The sequence below is a fragment of the Streptomyces sp. NPDC001532 genome (assembly GCF_040298625.1).
Taxonomy (GTDB): Bacteria; Actinomycetota; Actinomycetes; order Streptomycetales; family Streptomycetaceae; genus Streptomyces.
Genome location: NZ_JBEPAL010000045.1, coordinates 40,766 through 59,440, shown reverse-complemented (window position 1 = coordinate 59,440; position 18,675 = coordinate 40,766). Strand labels below are relative to the sequence as shown.

At 70.8% G+C, this 18,675-nt stretch carries 17 protein-coding genes; 8 read left to right on the top strand and 9 right to left on the bottom strand.

Going from position 1 to position 18,675, the window contains the following annotated elements; all coding sequences use genetic code 11:
- Nucleotides 1–189: 189 nt before the first annotated feature.
- Nucleotides 190–498 carry a DUF8827 family protein gene (locus ABT232_RS31495; protein ID WP_006136301.1) on the bottom strand — a complete coding sequence of 103 codons (309 nt, stop codon included), beginning with the start codon at nt 496–498 and terminating at the stop codon, nt 190–192.
- A 355-nt stretch (nt 499–853) separates the two neighbouring features.
- Between ABT232_RS31495 and ABT232_RS31490 the strand changes: the two genes are divergently transcribed.
- The 3 genes from ABT232_RS31490 (at nt 854) to ABT232_RS31480 (ending at nt 4,614) form a co-directional block, all read left to right on the top strand.
- Nucleotides 854–2,641, top strand: a complete 1,788-nt coding sequence (locus ABT232_RS31490) for a serine/threonine protein kinase (protein ID WP_351846222.1) — start codon at nt 854–856, stop codon at nt 2,639–2,641.
- Nucleotides 2,642–2,709: 68 nt separating this feature from the next.
- Nucleotides 2,710–3,672 (top strand): C40 family peptidase, encoded by a 963-nt coding sequence (locus ABT232_RS31485; RefSeq protein ID WP_351846253.1) that lies wholly within the window; start codon nt 2,710–2,712, stop codon nt 3,670–3,672.
- Between the two features lie 231 nt (nt 3,673–3,903).
- The gene (locus ABT232_RS31480) at nt 3,904–4,614 is read left to right on the top strand and encodes a phosphatase PAP2 family protein (RefSeq protein WP_351846219.1); all 711 of its coding nucleotides are present in this window, start codon (nt 3,904–3,906) and stop codon (nt 4,612–4,614) included.
- Nucleotides 4,615–4,730: 116 nt separating this feature from the next.
- Here ABT232_RS31480 and ABT232_RS31475 read toward each other — a convergent pair whose 3' ends face one another.
- Complete coding sequence (locus ABT232_RS31475; protein WP_351846216.1) at nt 4,731–6,308, bottom strand: FAD-binding oxidoreductase; 1,578 nt, start codon at nt 6,306–6,308, stop codon at nt 4,731–4,733.
- Between the two features lie 415 nt (nt 6,309–6,723).
- On the opposite strand from ABT232_RS31475, the gene pstS reads away from it, so the two are divergent.
- From pstS to pstB, 4 genes are all read left to right on the top strand, one after another.
- A complete protein-coding gene (gene pstS, locus ABT232_RS31470) occupies nt 6,724–7,851 on the top strand; it encodes a phosphate ABC transporter substrate-binding protein PstS (protein ID WP_351846213.1) in 1,128 nt (375 codons plus the stop codon).
- Between the two features lie 128 nt (nt 7,852–7,979).
- On the top strand, nt 7,980–8,987 hold the full coding sequence (gene pstC / locus ABT232_RS31465) for a phosphate ABC transporter permease subunit PstC (RefSeq protein ID WP_351846210.1): 1,008 nt from the start codon (nt 7,980–7,982) through the stop codon (nt 8,985–8,987).
- The gene (gene pstA, locus ABT232_RS31460; RefSeq protein WP_351846207.1) at nt 8,984–10,045 is read left to right on the top strand and encodes a phosphate ABC transporter permease PstA; all 1,062 of its coding nucleotides are present in this window, start codon (nt 8,984–8,986) and stop codon (nt 10,043–10,045) included. Before pstC ends, pstA begins: the two co-directional genes overlap by 4 nt.
- A gap of 43 nt (nt 10,046–10,088) precedes the next feature.
- On the top strand, nt 10,089–10,865 hold the full coding sequence (gene pstB, locus ABT232_RS31455; protein WP_351846204.1) for a phosphate ABC transporter ATP-binding protein PstB: 777 nt from the start codon (nt 10,089–10,091) through the stop codon (nt 10,863–10,865).
- Nucleotides 10,866–10,977: 112 nt separating this feature from the next.
- Here pstB and ABT232_RS31450 read toward each other — a convergent pair whose 3' ends face one another.
- The gene (locus ABT232_RS31450) at nt 10,978–11,976 is read right to left on the bottom strand and encodes an inorganic phosphate transporter (RefSeq protein WP_351846201.1); all 999 of its coding nucleotides are present in this window, start codon (nt 11,974–11,976) and stop codon (nt 10,978–10,980) included.
- A gap of 7 nt (nt 11,977–11,983) precedes the next feature.
- On the bottom strand, nt 11,984–12,604 hold the full coding sequence (locus ABT232_RS31445; RefSeq protein WP_351846199.1) for a DUF47 domain-containing protein: 621 nt from the start codon (nt 12,602–12,604) through the stop codon (nt 11,984–11,986).
- 212 nt (nt 12,605–12,816) lie between these two features.
- Between ABT232_RS31445 and ABT232_RS31440 the strand changes: the two genes are divergently transcribed.
- Entirely contained in the window at nt 12,817–13,176 is a 360-nt protein-coding gene (locus ABT232_RS31440) for a metal-sensitive transcriptional regulator (RefSeq protein WP_351846196.1), read from the top strand.
- Nucleotides 13,177–13,199: 23 nt separating this feature from the next.
- On the opposite strand, the gene ABT232_RS31435 is transcribed toward ABT232_RS31440, so the two are convergent.
- From ABT232_RS31435 to ABT232_RS31415, 5 genes are all read right to left on the bottom strand, one after another.
- The gene (locus ABT232_RS31435; RefSeq protein WP_351846194.1) at nt 13,200–13,379 is read right to left on the bottom strand and encodes a hypothetical protein; all 180 of its coding nucleotides are present in this window, start codon (nt 13,377–13,379) and stop codon (nt 13,200–13,202) included.
- An 82-nt stretch (nt 13,380–13,461) separates the two neighbouring features.
- A complete protein-coding gene (locus ABT232_RS31430; protein ID WP_351846191.1) occupies nt 13,462–14,328 on the bottom strand; it encodes an SCO4651 family lipoprotein in 867 nt (288 codons plus the stop codon).
- A gap of 347 nt (nt 14,329–14,675) precedes the next feature.
- Nucleotides 14,676–15,104: an NUDIX hydrolase gene (locus ABT232_RS31425; protein ID WP_351846189.1), complete on the bottom strand. Its 429-nt coding sequence runs from the start codon at nt 15,102–15,104 to the stop codon at nt 14,676–14,678.
- Nucleotides 15,101–16,195, bottom strand: a complete 1,095-nt coding sequence (locus tag ABT232_RS31420; protein ID WP_351846186.1) for a CHAD domain-containing protein — start codon at nt 16,193–16,195, stop codon at nt 15,101–15,103. Before ABT232_RS31420 ends, ABT232_RS31425 begins: the two co-directional genes overlap by 4 nt.
- A complete protein-coding gene (locus ABT232_RS31415; RefSeq protein WP_351846183.1) occupies nt 16,176–18,551 on the bottom strand; it encodes an RNA degradosome polyphosphate kinase in 2,376 nt (791 codons plus the stop codon). Before ABT232_RS31415 ends, ABT232_RS31420 begins: the two co-directional genes overlap by 20 nt.
- Nucleotides 18,552–18,675 lie beyond the last annotated feature (124 nt).

Below are 18,675 nucleotides of genomic sequence, written 5' to 3'. Positions count from 1 at the left end.
TCGTACCGAATGAACGCGTAGGGATACGACGGTAGCCGTGCTGGTTCCCGCGCGGGCGCGGTGGGGTGACTCGACATCAGGGAAACGCAACCTCAGCCGGTGGGCGCGACGGGCGGGTGGGGTAGAGGGGACCGGGCGGGCCCGGAGCGGACTGGACGACGCGTCTGTGGCGGGCGGCGGTGTGCCGGGCTAGACGGCCATGCCGTACACGATCGTGAAGAGCGTGCCGAGGGATCCGATGATGAAGACGCCTGTGAGACCGGCGATGATCAGGCCCTTGCCCTGTTCCGCGCTGAAGGTGTCGCGGAGCGCGGTCGCGCCGATGCGCTGTTTGGCGGCGCCCCAGATGGCGATGCCGAGACAGATCAGGATGGCGACCGCCATCACGACCTCGATCATCACCTTGGCCTCGTTGCCCAGGCTGCCGAAGGGCCCCCAGTCCGGAGCGATCCCCCCGATGATGGTGTTGATGTCTCCCTCGTCGGCCGCAAAGAGCATGTAAGTCACCGCCCCTGGTGGGTAGTTCCGCAGTCCCTCTGCGGTGCGCAGAGGTCAGGCCTCATTCTCGCCGACAATGACGCCCAGGTATGTCGACTTGGCGTCATTGCTTGGCGGGTTTCGTACGAATAGCTCGTATAGTCACTCTGTGTATCACGGCCGGTAACGCCGGGCAATGAAGCGGGTGCGAAACCGGTGGTGTGGTTCGGTCGTTGTGTCACTTTTGGTGATCAGGGCGTTTTCTGACGGAGTGACGGGTGAGCGCTCGTGCCGATGTTCCCTGGGTGAAGGCTAGCGGGCGGGATCCACCGGCGTCGTCGGCGCTCGAACGGGTCATATGGCAAGGTCGGTCTCCGTGGACGCACTCAAGGACCGGGATCCCGCGCACATAGGCCCCTACACCCTGCTCGCGCGGCTGGGCGCGGGCGGGATGGGGCAGGTCTATCTCGGGCGGTCGCCGGGCGGGCGGCTGGTCGCCATCAAGGTCATCCGGGAGGAGATCACCGATCACCCGGAGGCGCTGGCCCGTTTCCGCCGGGAGGTGGAGACGGCACGGGCGGTGCGGAGCGCGTTCACGGCGAACCTGATCGACGCCTCGCTGGAGGCGGCGCCGTACTGGCTGGCCACCGAGTTCGTGTCGGGGCCCACGCTGGCCAAGGCGGTGCAGCAGCAGGGGCCTTTACCGGCCGACAGCGTGAGGAGGCTGTTCGCCGCGCTCGCCGAGGCTCTGGCCAGCGTCCACGCGCACAGTGTCACGCACCGGGACCTCAAGCCGCAGAACGTGATTCTCTCCCCGCAGGGGCCGCTGCTCATCGACTTCGGTATCGCGCGCGGCACGGCGGACACCGCGCTGACCCAGACGGGGTTCACCCCGGGCACTCCCGGCTACTCCGCTCCGGAGGTGCTGACCGGTGATCAGGCGGGGCCGGAGTCCGACGTGTTCGCTCTCGGGGCGACGCTCGCCCATGCGGCGACCGGGCGTCCGCCCTTCGGGACGGGGCCCACGCATGCCGTGTCGTACCGCGTGGTCCATGAGGGCATCGACGTCACGGGGGTCGAGCCGGGGCTGGCCGCGCTGATCGAGGAGTGCGTGGCCAAGGATCCCGCGCGGCGGCCCACGCCGGGCTCCGTCATCGAGCGGTGCGCGGTGTCCAGCGGCCTCGCCGAGGACCCCTTCTACGGGCGGCTCACCGGGAGTGACGCGCCGGCCGTGCCGCGGGACCTGCCGGAGGCCGTCGCCGCCGGGCTGGTGCCGGCCGGGCACGGGGCGCCGGCCGTGCCCGCGTACCTGCCGGCCGCGGGGCCCGCGTACCAGCCGACGGCCGGGCCCGGATACGTCCCCACCCTCGCGCCCGCCACGCGGCCCGTCGCACCGGGGCGCGCGCCGTCCCGCCGTACGCCCTGGATCGTGGCCCTCACCGTCGCGGTCGTGGCGGGGACGGCGTCCGCCGTGGCCGTGCGGACGCTGGACGGAGACGAACGAGGGAAGCAGCAGGCCACCGGGGCGTCGCCGTCGGCGAGCGCCGTGCGCCGGGAGCCGCCGGCCTACATCGAGAACAACCGGGTCTCCCGGGACTACTGGACGCTGTCCGACGACCCGGACGAGGCGGCGCACGGCATCGGTGACTGCGCGGTGATCGGGGGCGGCAGCCCGCCGAGGGAACTCCAGACGAGCGTGGCCGACGTCGACGACCCCACCGCGCCGTTCGTGTCCCGGCAGGCCAGGATCGCCTTCCGGTTCAAGTACGCCGAGAACCTTCCCGAGCGGCCCGACCCCTACTACGTCTCCGTCGGTGTGAAGCCTCCGCACGAGATCGACCCGGAGACGGGCAGGCCGTACACCGATGTGCTGACGGAGAGCAAGAGCATGGGTTACACCAGCAAGCCCGTGGACATCTACACCCACTGGAAGGACGGCGGGTTCGTCGAGCTGACCTATCCGGACGACTTCCGGAGCCACTTCGAGGGCAAGGCCGATCCGGCCATCCCCGTGGCGAACGATCCGGGGGACTGGACGGTCGTCCTGTACCACGTGCCCGGAAGCAGTCCTGGTGAGTTCGAGAGCATCGGCTGCACCGGGTTCCACGCCGAGCAGGGCGAGAATTGGTCCGACTCGGCGGGCACACGGCCGAATCAGCCTTGAACGGGCCTGCGATGGGGGAGGGTTGAGCCGTGCGAAAAGTCTGGGTGGCCGGTGGTGTCGCGCTCGGGATGGGCCTGAGCTTCGTCATGCTGCTCGTCGTCGGGGTGTACGTCGTCGCCGGGAACCTGCTGAACGGTGTGGGCGGCGGAGCCAAGACGCTCGCCAAGGGCTCGGTGCCGGCGGCGTATCAGCCGCTGGTGTCGAAGTGGGGCAATCTCTGTCCCGCGATCAACCCGGCCCTGCTGGCCGCGCAGCTCTACCAGGAGAGCGGGTTCAACCCGAGCGCCAGGAGCCCGGCCGCGGCGCAGGGGATAGCGCAGTTCATCCCGGGCACCTGGGCCACCCACGGCATCGACGGGGACGGGGACGGCGACCGCGACGTGTGGGATCCGAATGACGCGATTCCATCGGCCGCCTCCTACGACTGCACCCTCGCCAAGTACGTCGAGGACGTGCCCGGAGACGCCACGAAGAACATGCTCGCCGCCTACAACGCGGGCGCGTACGCGGTGATCAAGTACGGGGGTGTGCCGCCGTACAAGGAGACGCAGAACTACGTCCGGACGATCACCATGCTCGAGGACAGCTTCGCCGCCCCCACAACCCGCCTCGACCCCTCCAAGCAGGCCGCCGGGGCCATTCACTACGCGCAGAAGAAGCTCGGGACGCCGTATCTGTGGGGTGGGAACGGTACGCCTGAGCAGGGCGGACGGTTCGACTGTTCCGGGCTGACCAAGGCGGCGTACGCGAGTGTGGGGATCGAGCTGCCGCGGGTGGCGAACGATCAGTACAACGCCGGTCCGCATCCCTCGCGGGACGAGCTGCTGCCCGGGGACCTGGTGTTCTTCTCGACCGATCCGACGAACTCGCGGGCCATCGACCACGTGGGGATCTACGTGGGCGGCGGGTACATGATCGACGCGCCGTACACGGGTGCGGTGATCCGGTTCGACCCGATCGACACCCGTAAGTACTTCGGGGCGACCCGGGTCACCGAGGATGGCGCAAAAGCGCTGCCCTCGGCGGTGTGAACCGAGTGTGAGGCACACCCCTGAGCTGCGGCGATGTATCTCTCTTCGATAACGTCTGCGTGATCATTCCGTGGAATGTGGAACGGAGTGACCGGGGCCGTGCGTTCCTGTTGACGTAGCCGATTGACGGAGTCGCTGACGTTGCCGATCGATCTACGGACCACGGGGGTGGCAAGGACGGCGCATGCAAAGGGTGCGCCGGTGAGATGACGACGAAGGGGCCGCTGCACCATGGCTGGACTCGCGCAATCCGGGTCGAACCCCGACGTCGAGCTGCTCTACGACATCAACGGCCTGGCCAAGGACGCACCGCACTGGTTCGACCGGGTCATGGAGTACGTGGGCGAGTACGGACTGCTGCTCGCCGTGGTGCTGCTCGTGCTGTGGTGCTGGTGGTCCGGCCGGCGTCGGGCGGAATCCGCAGAGGAGGCGGCCTCCTCGGTCGCCGCGCTGGTGTGGGCGCCGCTGGCGGCCGGTGTCGCGGTCCTGGTGAACGTGCCGATACGAGGGTTCGTCGAGCGGCCCCGGCCGTTCCTGGAGCACGAGGGCCTGGAGGTCCTGGTCGCCGGGAAGACCGACTTCTCGTTCGTCAGCGACCACGCGACGATCACCATGGCCATCGCCGTCGGGCTGTTCGTCGCCAACCGCAGGTTCGGCCTCGTCGGCATCGGGCTCGCGCTGTTCGAGGGCTTCTGCCGGGTCTACATGGGCGTGCACTACCCGACCGACGTCATCGGCGGCTTCGCGCTCGGCACGGCCGTCGCGCTGCTGCTCTCTCCGGTCGCCATGGCGCTGCTCACCCCGGTCGCCAAGGCCATGGAGCGCTCGCCGAGGATCGGCTGGCTGATCCGGGCCCGGTCGTCCGCGGAGCGCCGCGACACCGTGCTTCCTGGTGCCCGCAAGGAGGCCGCGGGGGCGGAGGCGCGCGACCTGGCGGCCTGACCGGCCCCTCCGTCCTGACCGGCGCCGTGGTCCTGCCCGGCGCCGTCGTCCTGACCGGCCCCGCCTTCCACCGGCCACCGCGGCCGGAGCCCCGCCGCTCGTCGCCCCCCGGCGCCTCACAGTGCCTGCGGGTGCGTGAACACCCTGTTCGGGTCGTACGCCCGCTTCAGCTTGGCCAGGCGCGGGGCCGCGTCTCCGTAGTACGCCGTGCGCCAGTCCTTCAGCGTCGGGTCGGTGTAGTTCTGGTACGCCGCTCCCGAGGCGTACGGGCGCATCGCGTCGTGGGCGGATTTCAGCCACGACTGGGCGGCCGTGCCCGCAGTGCCCGCGCGCCAGGAGGCGATGTACTGGGCCAGCATCCGGGAGCGGCGGTGCACGAAGGCCGTCGCGGTCGGTGAGACGCGGTTGACCGCGCCGCCGAGGGCGGTCAGCGCGATGCTGCCGGCGCCGCCCTGGACCGCCTCGATCCGGTTCAGCAGGGTCTGGATCCCGGCCGCGGGGACCGAGCGGTCGAAGAAGTCGGAGCGGGCCGCGTACGTCTCCCGGCCGAGCGCGCCCTGCGGTGAGCGGCCCGGTGTGGAGCCCGGCAGATGGCACTGGGCGTCCGTGGCGAAGGAGGAGCAGCCGGCGTAGATCTCCATCGCCTCCTCGTAGGAGCGGCGGCGCAGCGAGACGGAGGAGGCGGAGGCGCCGACGCGGGCGGCGAGGCGGTCGACGGCGTTCTGGAGTTCGCCGTAGGTGCCGAGGGAGAAGGCGGCGACGGAGACGGTGGGGCTGCCGCCGGCCGCTCTGGCGAGGTGCAGGGAGGACCAGATCTCGTCCGGCTGGTCCGGGCCCCACTCCTGCCAGGCCTTCACCACCGCCGCGGCCTTCGCCCACGGCCAGGACAGGTGACCCGTGACCGCCTGCGGGGCCGGGTGGGTGCGGAAGCGCAGCTCGGTGACGACGCCGAAGGTGCCGTTGCCCGCGCCGCGCAGCGCCCAGAAGAGATCCTTGTGCTCGTCGGCGTCGGCGGTGATCCGCTTGCCGTCGGCGGTGACCAGGGTGGCCTGGGTGAGACTGTCGCAGGTCAGGCCGTAGGCCCGGGAGACGACGCCGTGTCCGCCGCCGAGCACCAGGCCGGAGACGCCGACCGTGGGGCAGGAGCCGGCCGGGATGGTGGCGCCCTTGGCGGCCAGTGCCCGGTAGACGTCGATCAGTTTGGCGCCGGCGCCGACGACGGCCGAGCCGCCGCTCGCGCGTATCCCGTTCAGCCGGGAGACGTCGATGATGAGGCGGCCGTTGCCGGAGGACCAGCCGGCGTAGGAGTGGCCGCCGTTGCGGATGGCGACGCGCAGGCCGCGGGCGCGGGCGTGGGCGAGGGTGGTGGCGATGTCGTCGGCGTGGGCGACGTAGGCCACGGCGGCGGGCTTCAGGGAGTCGAAGCGGGTGTTGTAGAGCTGGCGGGCGGTGGGCCAGGCGGCGTCGCCGGGGCGGACCAGGGTGCCGTCGAGGTCGCCGGCGAGGGTGTTCCAGCTCGCGGGGGCCCGGCCGGTGGCGGTGCGGGTCGTGGGTGTGGTGGTGCCGGTGGTGTCCGTGGGGGTGGCCGGGGTGTCGGTGGCCCGTGCGCTGCCGGTGCCGCCGCCGCACGCCGCCACCGAGACGGCCGCCGAGAGCGCGGCCGTGCAGCCGCCGATGAACGTACGCCGCTCCATGTGCTGCCTGCTTCCCGCCCGACGGTGCTGTCGTGGAACGAGACGGGTCTGGCGGGCCGCGGGTTCCCCACTCGATCGGGCACTCCCTCCGGCCGTCACCGCTGGTGTACGGTCCCGATAGATGCCTGTTTGTTACCTCTTGACGGCTATCGGTGGTGGTGGCCGGGGTGGCGACCGCCGGGTGAGGCCGCCCTCCGGGACCTCTGTGTGCCCTTCCCGTAAGCGTTCCGTGACCTAACCGCACCGTCCGCAGGGGTTCACCCCCCGTTCACTTCCGGCCATAGGCGGCTTCACCTGTTCTGCCTAATTTCGGCCTTGCTGATGGCGAGCGCGGCCTGTGATGCCGTGCCCGTCTCACCCAGACTTCGCACGCCGCCGGATTCAGGACGGCGGCTCCCGGAAGGAACTCCCGAAAGTGAAGCTTCAGCGCATGAACCGGCGGGCCCTCACCCTCGGTGCTCTCGCCGTCTCCGGCGCCCTGGCCCTCACGGCGTGCGGCTCCGACGACCCCGGGACCACCGGTTCCGACCCGTCGGGCGGCACTCAGGCCGCGAACTCGATCAAGTGTGACGACGCCCAGGGCCAGCTGCTCGCCGACGGCTCCTCCGCGCAGAAGAACGCGATCGACGCCTGGGTCAAGCAGTTCACCTCGCAGTGCAACGGCGTTCAGGTCAACTACAAGGGCGGCGGCTCCGGCGCCGGTGTCACCGCGTTCACGCAGGGCACGGTCGCCTTCGCGGGCTCCGACTCCGCGCTGGACCCCGAGGAGATCGAGGCCTCCAAGAAGGTCTGCTCCGGCGGTCAGGGCATCGACCTGCCGATGGTCGGCGGCCCGATCGCCGTCGGTTACAACGTCCCGGGTGTCGACAACCTGGTCCTGGACGCGCCGACCCTCGCCAAGATCTTCGACAGCAAGATCGCCAAGTGGAACGACGCGGCGATCCAGAAGCTCAACCCCGAGGCGAAGCTTCCCGACCTCAAGATCCAGGCGTTCCACCGCTCGGACGAGTCCGGCACCACGGACAACTTCACCAAGTACCTGATCGCCGCCACCCCGGAGAACTGGAAGTACGAGGGCGGCAAGGCCTGGCAGGCCAAGGGCGGCCAGTCGGCCTCCGGCTCCTCCGGTGTCGCCCAGCAGGTCAAGCAGACCTCCGGCGCCATCAGCTACATGGAGCTGTCGTACGCCAAGGACGGCATCCAGGCCGCCGCCATCGACACGGGCGCCGGCGAGCCGGTCCAGGCCACCGTCGAGAACGCCACCAAGGCCATCGCCGACGCCAAGGTCGTCGGCACCGGCAAGGACCTCGCCCTGGAGCTGAACTACGCCACCAAGGCCGAGGGCGCCTACCCGATCACCCTCGTCACGTACGAGATCGTCTGCGACAAGGGCAACAAGTCCGAGACCCTGCCCGCCACCAAGGCCTTCCTGCGGTACATCGCCAGCACGGACGGCCAGAACGTCCTCGCGCAGAACGACTACGCGCCGATGCCCGAGGACATCATCGCCAAGGTCCGCACGACCATCGAAGAGCTGAGCTGACCCGAGTGCGGTCCGGTCCCGACCGGGACCGGGCCGCACCGTCCGGTGCACCGCCGCCCGGAGCCGCGCCCCGCGCTCGGCTCCACCGAGCCGCCCGACCGACGCGGCTCCGCAGACCGGAGAACCCGATGGACATAACGACAGCACCCACCGACGCTCCTCCCCCCACCCCTCAGCCGACCCTCCCCGAGCGCAAGCGCGCGGCCCGGGGCGCCACCCGGCCCGGCGACCGCATCTTCCTCGGCCTGTCCCGCGGCTCGGGCATCCTGCTGCTGGTGATCATGGCCGCCATCGCGGTCTTCCTCACCTGGCGGGCCGTCCTCGCGATCAGCGAGGACGAGGGCAACTTCCTCACCACCTTCGAGTGGAACACCAGCGCCCAGCCGCCGGTGTTCGGCATCGCGGTCCTGGCCTACGGCACGATCGTCTCCTCGGTCATCGCCATGGCCATCGCGGTCCCGATCGCGGTCGCCATCGCGATCTTCCTCACCCACTACGCCCCGCGCCGGCTGAGCGGCCCGATCGCCTATGTGATCGACCTGCTCGCCGCGGTGCCGTCCATCGTGTACGGCCTGTGGGGCGCGCTGATCCTCGTCCCGCACATGAACGGCCTGTTCGGCTGGCTGGACGACTACCTCGGCTGGACCGGTGTCTTCGACTGGGAGGGCGGGCCCGCCCGCTCGATGCTCACGGTCGGCATCCTGCTCGCCGTCATGATCCTGCCGATCATCACCAACGTGAGCCGTGAGGTCTTCCGGCAGGTCCCGCAGATGCACGAGGAGGCGGCCCTGGCCCTCGGCGCCACGCGCTGGGAGGTCATCCGCATGGCGGTGCTGCCGTTCGGCCGCTCCGGCGTGATCTCGGCCTCGATGCTCGGTCTCGGCCGCGCGCTCGGCGAGACCATGGCCGTCGCCACCGTGCTGTCGCCGGACTTCCTGATCCACGGCAGCCTGCTCGACCCGGGCGGCGGCACCTTCGCCCAGAACATCGCCAGCAAGTTCGGCGAGGCGACCGAGTTCGGCCGGGACGCGCTGATCGCCTCCGGTCTGGTCCTGTTCGTCATCACGCTGCTGGTCAACGGCGCGGCCCGCGCGATCATCGCCCGCCGCAAGGAGTACTCGGGGGCCAACGCATGAGCCACGCCGTCGTCAACGACAAGCGCCGCGGCAGCCTCCAGGGCGCCCGGCTGCCGAAGTGGTCTCCCTGGGCGATCGCCGTGGGCTCCCTCGCGGTGTCCGTCGGCGGCAGCCTCGCCGTCGGGATCGAGAGCCGGGTCCAGTGGGGCCTGATCGCCGCGATCCTGTTCGTCCTCGGTACGTACGTCATCGCCTCGCGCGTCGAGGGCAGCCGCCAGGCCAAGGACCGGATCGCCACCTCTCTGGTGTGGGTCGCCTTCCTGCTGGCCGTGGTGCCGCTGGTCTCCCTGGTGTGGACGACCGTCTCGCGCGGTGTGAAGGTCCTCGACGCCTACTTCCTGAGCCACTCCATGGGTCTCGTCGCCGACTCCGAGCCGGGCGGCGGCATCTACCACGCCATCATCGGCACCCTGGAGCAGGTCGGCATCGCCACCCTGATCGCCGCGCCGATCGGCGTGCTGACCGCGATCTACCTGGTGGAGTACGGGCGCGGGAACCTCGCCCGGGCCGTCACCTTCTTCGTCGACGTGATGACCGGCATCCCCTCGATCGTCGCCGGTCTGTTCATCCTGAGCCTGCTGCTGATCTTCGAGATGGGCTTCTCGGGCTTCGCCGGCGCGCTCGCCCTGGCGATCCTGATGATGCCGGTGGTCGTCCGGTCCACCGAGGAGATGCTGAAGCTCGTCCCGAACGAGCTGCGGGAAGCCTCCCTGGCGCTCGGTGTGCCGAAGTGGCGCACGATCCTGAAGGTCGTCCTGCCGACCGCGGTCGGTGGCATCACCACCGGCATCATGCTGGCGGTCGCCCGGATCGCCGGCGAGACGGCGCCCGTGCTGCTGCTGGTGTTCGGCAACCCGTTCATCAACAACAACCCCTTCGACGGCCCGCAGGCGTCGCTGCCGCTGTACATCTACCAGCAGTACTCGCAGAGCGCGGGCTCGCCCGCGGCCTACGACCGTGCCTGGGCGGCGTCCCTGACGCTCATCGCCTTCGTGATGATCCTCAACCTGCTGGCGCGCGGCATCGCGCGCTGGAAGGCCCCGAAGACCGGTCGCTGACGCGGCGGGCGGCGACCGATCAAGTTCTGGAAGTGAAGCAATCATGGCCAAGCGAATCGACGTAAGCGGACTGACCGCCTACTACGGCTCCCACAAGGCGATCGAGGACATCTCGATGACCGTCGAGCCCCGCTCGGTGACGGCCTTCATCGGCCCCTCCGGCTGCGGCAAGTCGACGTTCCTGCGCACGCTGAACCGCATGCACGAGGTCACCTCCGGCGGGCGGGTCGAGGGCAAGGTGCTCCTCGACGACGAGGACCTGTACGGCGCCGGCGTGGACCCGGTGTCGGTCCGCCGCGAGGTCGGCATGGTGTTCCAGCGGCCGAACCCGTTCCCGACGATGTCGATCTACGACAACGTGGCGGCGGGGCTGCGGCTGAACGGCAACTTCAAGAAGGGCGAGCTGAACGACATCGTCGAGAAGTCGCTCAAGGGCGCCAACCTCTGGAACGAGGTGAAGGACCGGCTGAACAAGCCCGGCTCCGGCCTCTCCGGCGGTCAGCAGCAGCGGCTGTGCATCGCGCGGGCGATCGCCGTCGAGCCGAACGTGCTGCTGATGGACGAGCCGTGCTCCGCGCTCGACCCGATCTCCACCCTCGCCATCGAGGACCTGATCGGGGAGCTGAAGGAGCGCTTCACGATCGTCATCGTGACGCACAACATGCAGCAGGCGGCGCGGGTCTCGGACCGTACGGCGTTCTTCAACCTGGCCGCGGTCGGGCAGCCCGGCCGGCTGATCGAGATAGACGACACCGAGCGGATCTTCTCCAACCCGTCGGTCCAGGCGACCGAGGACTACATCTCCGGCCGCTTCGGCTGATCCGCGGCCGGCACGACTCCTCGCGGTGCTGCATGGCGGTGCCACCGTGAGGTCGAAAAGGGCCCGCCCCTGGCTCCCGGGGGCGGGCCCGTTCGTGTCTCGGTGGGGTTCCCTACAGGAACGCCAGGTGCACCAGCCCGTACGAGGCGGCGGCCACCGCGGCCGCGGCCGGCATGGTGATGAACCAGCCCAGGACGATGTTCTTCGCCACGCCCCAGCGCACCGCGTTCACCCGCTTCGTCGCGCCCACGCCCATGATGGCCGAGGTGATGACGTGCGTGGTGGAGATCGGCGCGTGGAAGACGAACGCCGAGCCGAACATGATCGTCGCGCCGGTGGTCTCGGCCGCGAAGCCCTGCGGCGGGTCGAGCTCGATGATCTTGCGGCCCAGGGTGCGCATGATGCGCCAGCCGCCCGCGTAGGTGCCGGCCGAGAGCATCACGGCGCAGGCGATCTTCACCCACACCGGGATCGGGTCGCCGTAGTCCTCGACGTCGGCGATGACCAGGGCCATCACCACGATGCCCATCGTCTTCTGCGCGTCCTGGAGGCCGTGGCCGAGCGCCATGCCCGCCGCCGAGACGGTCTGCGCGATACGGAAGCCGCGCTTGGCCTTGTGCGGGTTGGCCCGCCGGAACATCCACAGGATCGCCGTCATCACCAGGTAGCCGGCCAGCAGGCCCACCACCGGGGAGATGAACATCGGGATGACGACCTTCTCCAGCACGCCGTCCCAGTAGACGGTGGTACCGCCGGCCAGCGCGGCGCCGACCATGCCGCCGAACAGCGCGTGCGAGGAGGACGAGGGCAGGCCGAAGTACCAGGTGACGAGGTTCCAGACGATCGCGCCCACGAGCGCGGCGAAGAGGATCCCCATGCCGGTGGAGCCCTCGGGTGTCTGGATCAGGCCCTCACTGACGGTCTTCGCGACCCCGCTGCCCATGAAGGCGCCGGCGAGGTTCATGACCGCGGCCATCGCCAGCGCGGCCCTCGGGGTCAGCGCGCGCGTCGACACGGAGGTGGCGATCGCGTTCGCGGAGTCGTGGAAGCCGTTGGTGTAGGTGAAGAAGAGTGCGACCAGGATGGTCACGACCAGCGCGAAGGTGTCCATCGACGCCTCAGGACTCCTTGACGGCGATGGTCTCCACCGTGTTCGCCACATGTTCGAATGCGTCGGCGGCCTCTTCCAGGACGTCGACGATCTGCTTGAGCTTCAGCACCTCGATGGCGTCGTACTTGCCGTTGAAGAGGTGGGCGAGCAGCTTGCGGTGGATCTGGTCGGCCTGGTTCTCCAGCCGGTTGACCTCGATCCAGTACTCGGTGAGGTTGTCCATCGTGCGCAGGTGGGGCATGGCCTCGGCGGTCAGCTCGGCGGCCCGCGCCAGCACCTCGATCTGCTGCTCCACGCCCTTGGGCAGCTCGTCGACGTTGTAGAGGACGACCAGGTCGACGGCCTCCTCCATGAAGTCCATGATGTCGTCGAGGGACGAGGCGAGGGAGTAGATGTCCTCGCGGTCGAAGGGCGTGATGAAGGAGGAGTTCAGCTGGTGGAAGATCGCGTGCGTGGCGTCGTCACCTGCGTGTTCCGCTGCCCGCATACGCTCCGCGATCTCGGCCCGGGCGGAAGCGTCCGCCCCGAGCAGTTCCATCAGGAGCTTCGAGCCCGTGACGATGTTGTCCGCGGATGCGGCGAACATGTCGTAGAAGCTCGTCTCCCTGGGGGTCAGACGAAAGCGCACGTGGGGTCCTCGGGGTGCATCGGTTTCGGTCAGGCTGATGCTAGGCGCATCATCCGGCCACGGCTAATGGGCCGTCCCCCAGTGTCGCCCATCGGGCAGAGTTATCGGCACGGGGGCGGCGCACGTCGGTGGCCAGGCCTGCTGCCAAGGGGCGTATACCCGGCAAAGTCCGTTACGATATACCCAGTAGGGGTATGTGGATGGAGGACGTTATGACGACCACCGAGGCCAGCGCCGGTCTGCCCGCCGAGGCTCCCGCGGAGGCCGTGGTGACCGATCATGATCGGGGGATCCACGGGTACCACCACCAGAAGGACGAGCACCTGAAGCGGCTGCGCCGCATCGAGGGCCAGATCCGGGGCCTGCAGCGGATGGTCGACGAGGACGTCTACTGCATCGACATACTCACGCAGGTCTCCGCCTCCACCAAGGCCCTGCAGTCCTTCGCGCTCCAGCTGCTGGAGGAGCACCTGCGCCACTGCGTCGCGGACGCGGCGCTCAAGGGCGGGGACGAGATCAACGCCAAGGTGGAAGAGGCGACCAAGGCGATCGGGCGGATGCTGCGCACCTGAGCAGCCGCGCGGACACCCTCTGTCTACGCCTTCGGTTCGGCCGCGCGTTCCTCGGCCACCCGCAGGACCTGGTCGATGCTCTCCATGCTCAGCCGGTCCTCGGCGGCCGAGGCCGCGATGATCAGCTCCCCGCACAGCTCGATCTCGGCGAGGGCCACGTGGTCCTGAACCGCCGTACCGCCGAGCGGAGCCACGTGCGTCACCTCTTCTCTGCCGTCACCGACTTCCTAGAGTAGGGAGCGGCGCACACACCGCGCATGGCACGGACGGGCTAGTTCCAGCCGGTCACTCCCGCCGGTTCGCGGCCTCTCGCCCCTCCGCGATCCGGCCCGCGTAGATGTCCTCGGAGGGCGGCAGACGGACGTCGGCGGGGGTGCCGAAGTCGTACAGCAGGGTCGTCGAGGCGACCGCGACCGTGGCCTTCTCGCTGCCGTTGACGAAGCTGAAGCGGTGCCGGACCTTGCGGATCCGGCCCTGGTCGTCCAGGAAGACGTCGAACGGGACGTCGGCCGTGGCGAACCCTTTCGCCGCTGCCGCCAGCGACGCTTTTCCGCCGGGCGAGGCCTTGCGCGCCGCCTCGACGAGGTTCGCGGTGCCGCGATAGTGCCGGACCGGCGCGCCCCCGATCTCGGTACGGCCGACATAGGCCGCCGTGCGGGTGCCGCGCAGCACCTCGGCGGCGGCGAACGGATCGGTGGCGCCGCCGGTGACCAGGTTGCCGTCGGCGAGGGTGTGGGTCTCCACGCGGACCCACTTGTCGGCCGGGACGCCCGCGCCGCGGTTCTTCATGTAGAGCGCGCCGGGCGCGAGGAGTTCGGTGATCGGTCGGTGCTCGCTCTGGCCCGCCGGGTCCTGCGGGAGCAGCACGCTCAGCCGGCCGAGGGCGCGCGTGTAGTCGTAGACGCCCTCGCCGCGGATGGTGACGCGGGTGCCGCCGGTGGCCATCTCCATCGAGGTGCGCGCCTTGGAGGTGCGGGCGGCGACCAAGGTGTCGGCTGCCTTGTGCAGGACCGGGACCGGGTCGGCCGGGGGGCGGGCGTCGTCGGCGGCCGCGCCGCTGCCGCCGCAGCCGGCGGTGCCGAGACAGACGCAGGCGACCAGCCCCGCCGCGACGACCGTTCCGCCCGCTCTGCCGTACCGCTGCTGCGCCATGGTCTGCCTACCCCCAGCCGTCCTTCGGTCACGGGCTCCGTGTCGTCCGGTTAACGACGGGTAGCTTGGGCCGTCACGCCGCCGGGGGAGGCGCGGGGGCGGCAGCGCGGGCGCACGGGCTGTTCACTTTGCGTCGGTACCGTGTCCGCGTGACCCAGCAGGACCGCTTCGCCCCTGGCCAGAACCACTCGGAGCACCGCGTGACGACGGTGGAGCAGGGGCCGTTTTGTGTCGCGCGGTGCAGTTGCGGCTGGCGGGGGCCCGCACGGCGGGCGCGCAGCCAGGCGCGGACGGACGGGGCGGGGCATGCGTCCCAGCCCTGAGCGCGGCGCTCCGCGAGACCTCGCTCAGGCGCGGCGCAGGGCGGCCAGCAGTTCGTCGACCAGTTCCTTGTCGCGGGGCTGGGTGAGGCGGGCGCGGGCGGCGGCCGGGAGGAGCCACAGGACGCGGTCGACCTCGGAGGTCGGGGTGAAGGAGCCGGCGGTGGCCTCCGCGGCCCAGTAGCGGACCTGCTTGGGACGGCCGTGGGCCAGGTAGTGCAGGGTGGGCAGCTCGACGCCGGGCACCGCGGTGCACCCGGTCTCCTCCGCGACCTCGCGCAGCGCGCCGGCCAGCGCGTCCTCGCCGGGCTTGAGCTTGCCCTTCGGGTGCGACCAGTCGTCGTACTTCGGGCGGTGGACGAGGCAGAGCTCCGGCTTCCCGTCGGCTGGCGAGCGGCGCCACAGCACGCAGCCGGCGGCCAGGACGGGGGTGGTGTCCTCGGCGGGGCCGGTCATGGGGCGTTCACCGTCCGCTTCTGCCAGGACTGCTGGAAGGCGAACCGGGCCGCCTCCACCTCGTGGCGCTGGTCGGCGTGCAGGACACCGAGGGCGTAGGCGGTGGCCGGGGCGATCCTCGGGGTGCGGGCGGCCGCTGCCGCCGCGGCCGCCGCCTCGGAGGCGTCCCGGTGGCGGTTGAGGGCCTGACCGGCGGTCAGCAGCCGGACGTCGACCGGGGCGTCGTCGCCGTCCAGGACCTCACGGGCGTAGCGGTGCAGGCGCAGCAGGAGGCGGACCTGGTGCCAGGGGGCGTCCTGGGGGTGCGGGGCGGGGTCCGGGGAGAGGCCGTGGACCAGCGCCTCCGCGTTGTACGGGCTGCCCGCGGTGACGAGCGGGAGGGCGGCCACGGCGTCGGTGAGGCGCTCCTCGGCGGCGTCCGCCAGCGGGCGCAGGCCGGTGCCGGTCGCGGTGGTGGTGAGCGGGACCTCGCTGGCCAGTAAGGCGACCTTGTCGGCGACCGCGTGGAAGCGGGCGGAGCCGAGGGCCTGGAGCGCGGTGGAGTGGGCGCGGGTGCGGGCGAGGGTGAGCTGGCGGTCCAGGAGCGCGCCGGCCTTCGCGGCGCCCACGGTGAGGTTGCCGCGCTCCGCGGGCTGGACGGGACGGGCCGGGGCCCCGGCGTCACCGGGTGCCCGGCCCGCGCTCCGCGCGCCGGCGCGCACCCCGGCCGCCGTGCCGTCGCCGTTGACCGGCTGCGCCGGGAACGCCGCCGAGCCCGACAGCCGGTGCAGGGCGTTCAGCAGGCGTTCCAGGCGCGAGGCGCAGGCGTGCTCCAGGGCCAGGGTGCCGGAGAGCCAGGCCAGTTCGGGCCGGATGGCCTCGGACCAGTCGGGGTCCAGCAGGGACCGGAAGGTGTGCAGACTGCCGCTTATGCGGCGGGCCGAGCGGCGCAGGGCCCGGGCCGCGTCGAGGGAGTCGCCCGTGCCGGTCTCCCGGTGCTGGCGCAGGGCGCGGAGGAACTCCGTGGCCTGCGACCGGAGATAGCCCGCGAGGGCGTCTCCGGTCAGCTGCCGGGACAGCGGGTCCGTCGGGTCAAGGTGTTGCTGTGCCACGCCGGCGCCTCCGGGCGTCTATGAGCATCTCCTGGACGTTCCGCAGCGGTCCGCCGTCCCCGTCCGTCGAGTGCCGGGTCCATTCGCCGTCCGGGCCCAGGTGCCAGGAGGCGGTGGCGTCGGACATGCCGGTCTCCAGCAGCCGGTTGAGGGCGGCCCGGTGGGCCGGGTCGACGACCCGGACGAGGGCTTCTATACGGCGGTCGAGGTTGCGGTGCATCATGTCCGCGCTGCCGATCCAGACCTCCGGTTCGCCGCCGTTGCCGAAGGCGAAGACCCGGGAGTGTTCGAGGAACCGGCCGAGGACCGAGCGGACCCGGATGTTCTCCGACAGGCCCTCGACCCCGGGCCGCACCGCGCAGATGCCGCGCACCCAGACGTCGACCGGCACGCCGGCCTGGGAGGCGCCGTACAGGGCGTCGATGACGGCCTCGTCGACCATCGAGTTGACCTTGATGCGGACGTAGGCGGGGCGGCCGGCGCGGTGGTGCTGGGCCTCCTTGTTGATCCGGGAGATCAGGCCGTCGCGCAGGGACTTGGGGGCCACCAGCAGCCGGCGGTAGGTCTCCCGGCGGGAGTAGCCGGAGAGGCGGTTGAACAGGTCGGAGAGGTCAGCGCCGACCTGCGGGTCGGCGGTGAGCAGGCCCAGGTCCTCGTAGAGCCGCGCGGTCTTCGGGTGGTAGTTGCCGGTGCCGACGTGGCTGTAGCGCCGCAGCGTGTCGCCTTCCTGACGGACCACCAGCGACAGCTTGCAGTGGGTCTTCAGGCCGACGAGGCCGTAGACGACGTGGCAGCCGGCCTCCTCCAGCTTGCGCGCCCACTTGATGTTGGCGTGCTCGTCGAAGCGGGCCTTGATCTCGACCAGGACGAGGACCTGCTTGCCGGACTCGGCGGCGTCGATGAGCGCGTCGACTATGGGGGAGTCGCCGGAGGTGCGGTACAGCGTCTGCTTGATGGCGAGGACGTCCGGGTCCTGGGCGGCCTGCTCCAGGAACGCCTGCACCGAGGTGGAGAAGGAGTCGTACGGGTGGTGCAGCAGCACGTCCCGCTGGTTCAGGGCGGCGAAGATGTCGGGCGCCGAGGCGGACTCGACCTCCGCGAGGTCGCGGTGGGTGCCGGCGATGAACTTCGGGTACTTCAGCTCGGACCGGTCCAGGCCGTGGATGCGGAAGAGGCCGGTGAGGTCCAGGGGGCCGGGCAGCGGGTACACCTCGGCCTCGCTGATCTTCAGCTCGCGCACCAGGAGGTCCAGCACCTTGCGGTCGATGGACTCCTCGACCTCCAGGCGCACCGGCGGGCCGAACCTGCGCCGCATCAGCTCCTTCTCCAGGGCCTGGAGCAGGTTCTCGGCGTCGTCCTCCTCGACCTCCAGGTCCTCGTTGCGGGTGAGCCGGAAGGCGTGGTGCTCCAGCACCTCCATGCCCGGGAACAGCTCCTCCAGGTGGGCGCCGATGACGTCCTCGATGGGGACGAACCGGCCCGGGGAGGCCTCCAGGAAGCGGGACAGCAGCGGCGGCACCTTGACGCGCGCGAAGTGGTCGTGGCCGCTCACCGGGTTGCGTACGACGACCGCGAGGTTCAGGGAGAGGCCCGAGATGTACGGGAAGGGATGCGCGGGGTCCACGGCGAGCGGGGTGAGCACCGGGAAGATCTGGTGCCGGAAGAGGGTGAACAGGCGGGCCTGTTCCTTCTCGGTCAGCTCGCTCCAGCGGACCAGGTGGATGCCCTCCTCCGCGAGTGCGGGGGCGACGTCCTCGTGGTAGCAAGCGGCGTGCCGGGCCATGAGCTCGCGGGAGCGGGCCCAGATCATCTCCAGCACCTCGCGCGGCTGGAGGCCGGAGGCGGAGCGGGTGGCGACGCCGGTGGCGATCCGGCGCTTCAGACCGGCCACCCGGACCATGAAGAACTCGTCGAGGTTGCTGGCGAAGATCGCCAGGAAGTTCGCCCTCTCGAGCAGGGGCGTGTTCGGGTCCTCGGCGAGTTCGAGGACGCGTTCGTTGAACGCGAGCCAGCTGCGCTCCCGGTCGAGGAATCGGCCCTGGGGCAGCTGGGCGTCGTCGGCCTGCGCCTCCTCGTACGCGTCGAGGTCGGCGTCGAGGTCGGGTTCCAGATCGGAGACCGCCGCCGCCACGGTGTGCGGGCGGTGCGCGGCGATGGAGCCCACGGAGGGCTGGGCGTGCTGGACCTGCTGGACCGGTGCCTGGGCGTTCTGCTGGCTCATGGCCCTATTCTTCCGCGCCACGAGGGAGACAGGCGCGTCGGAGCGGGCGGGCGGGAGCGCGGCGCTGTCGTCGGCGCTCCCGTGCCCGGGGCTCCCCTCGGGCGGGGGCGAAGGCTCTGGCACGGCTGGCTTCATTCGCCGAGCGTCGCAAGCCTGTCTGAATCGATGGTTACGGCGACATGACGTGTGGGACACCGGGCGGCGGCCCGCGCGGTACCGGACGGGGTGCGTACGTCCCTCCCCCCGTGAAGGGACGTAC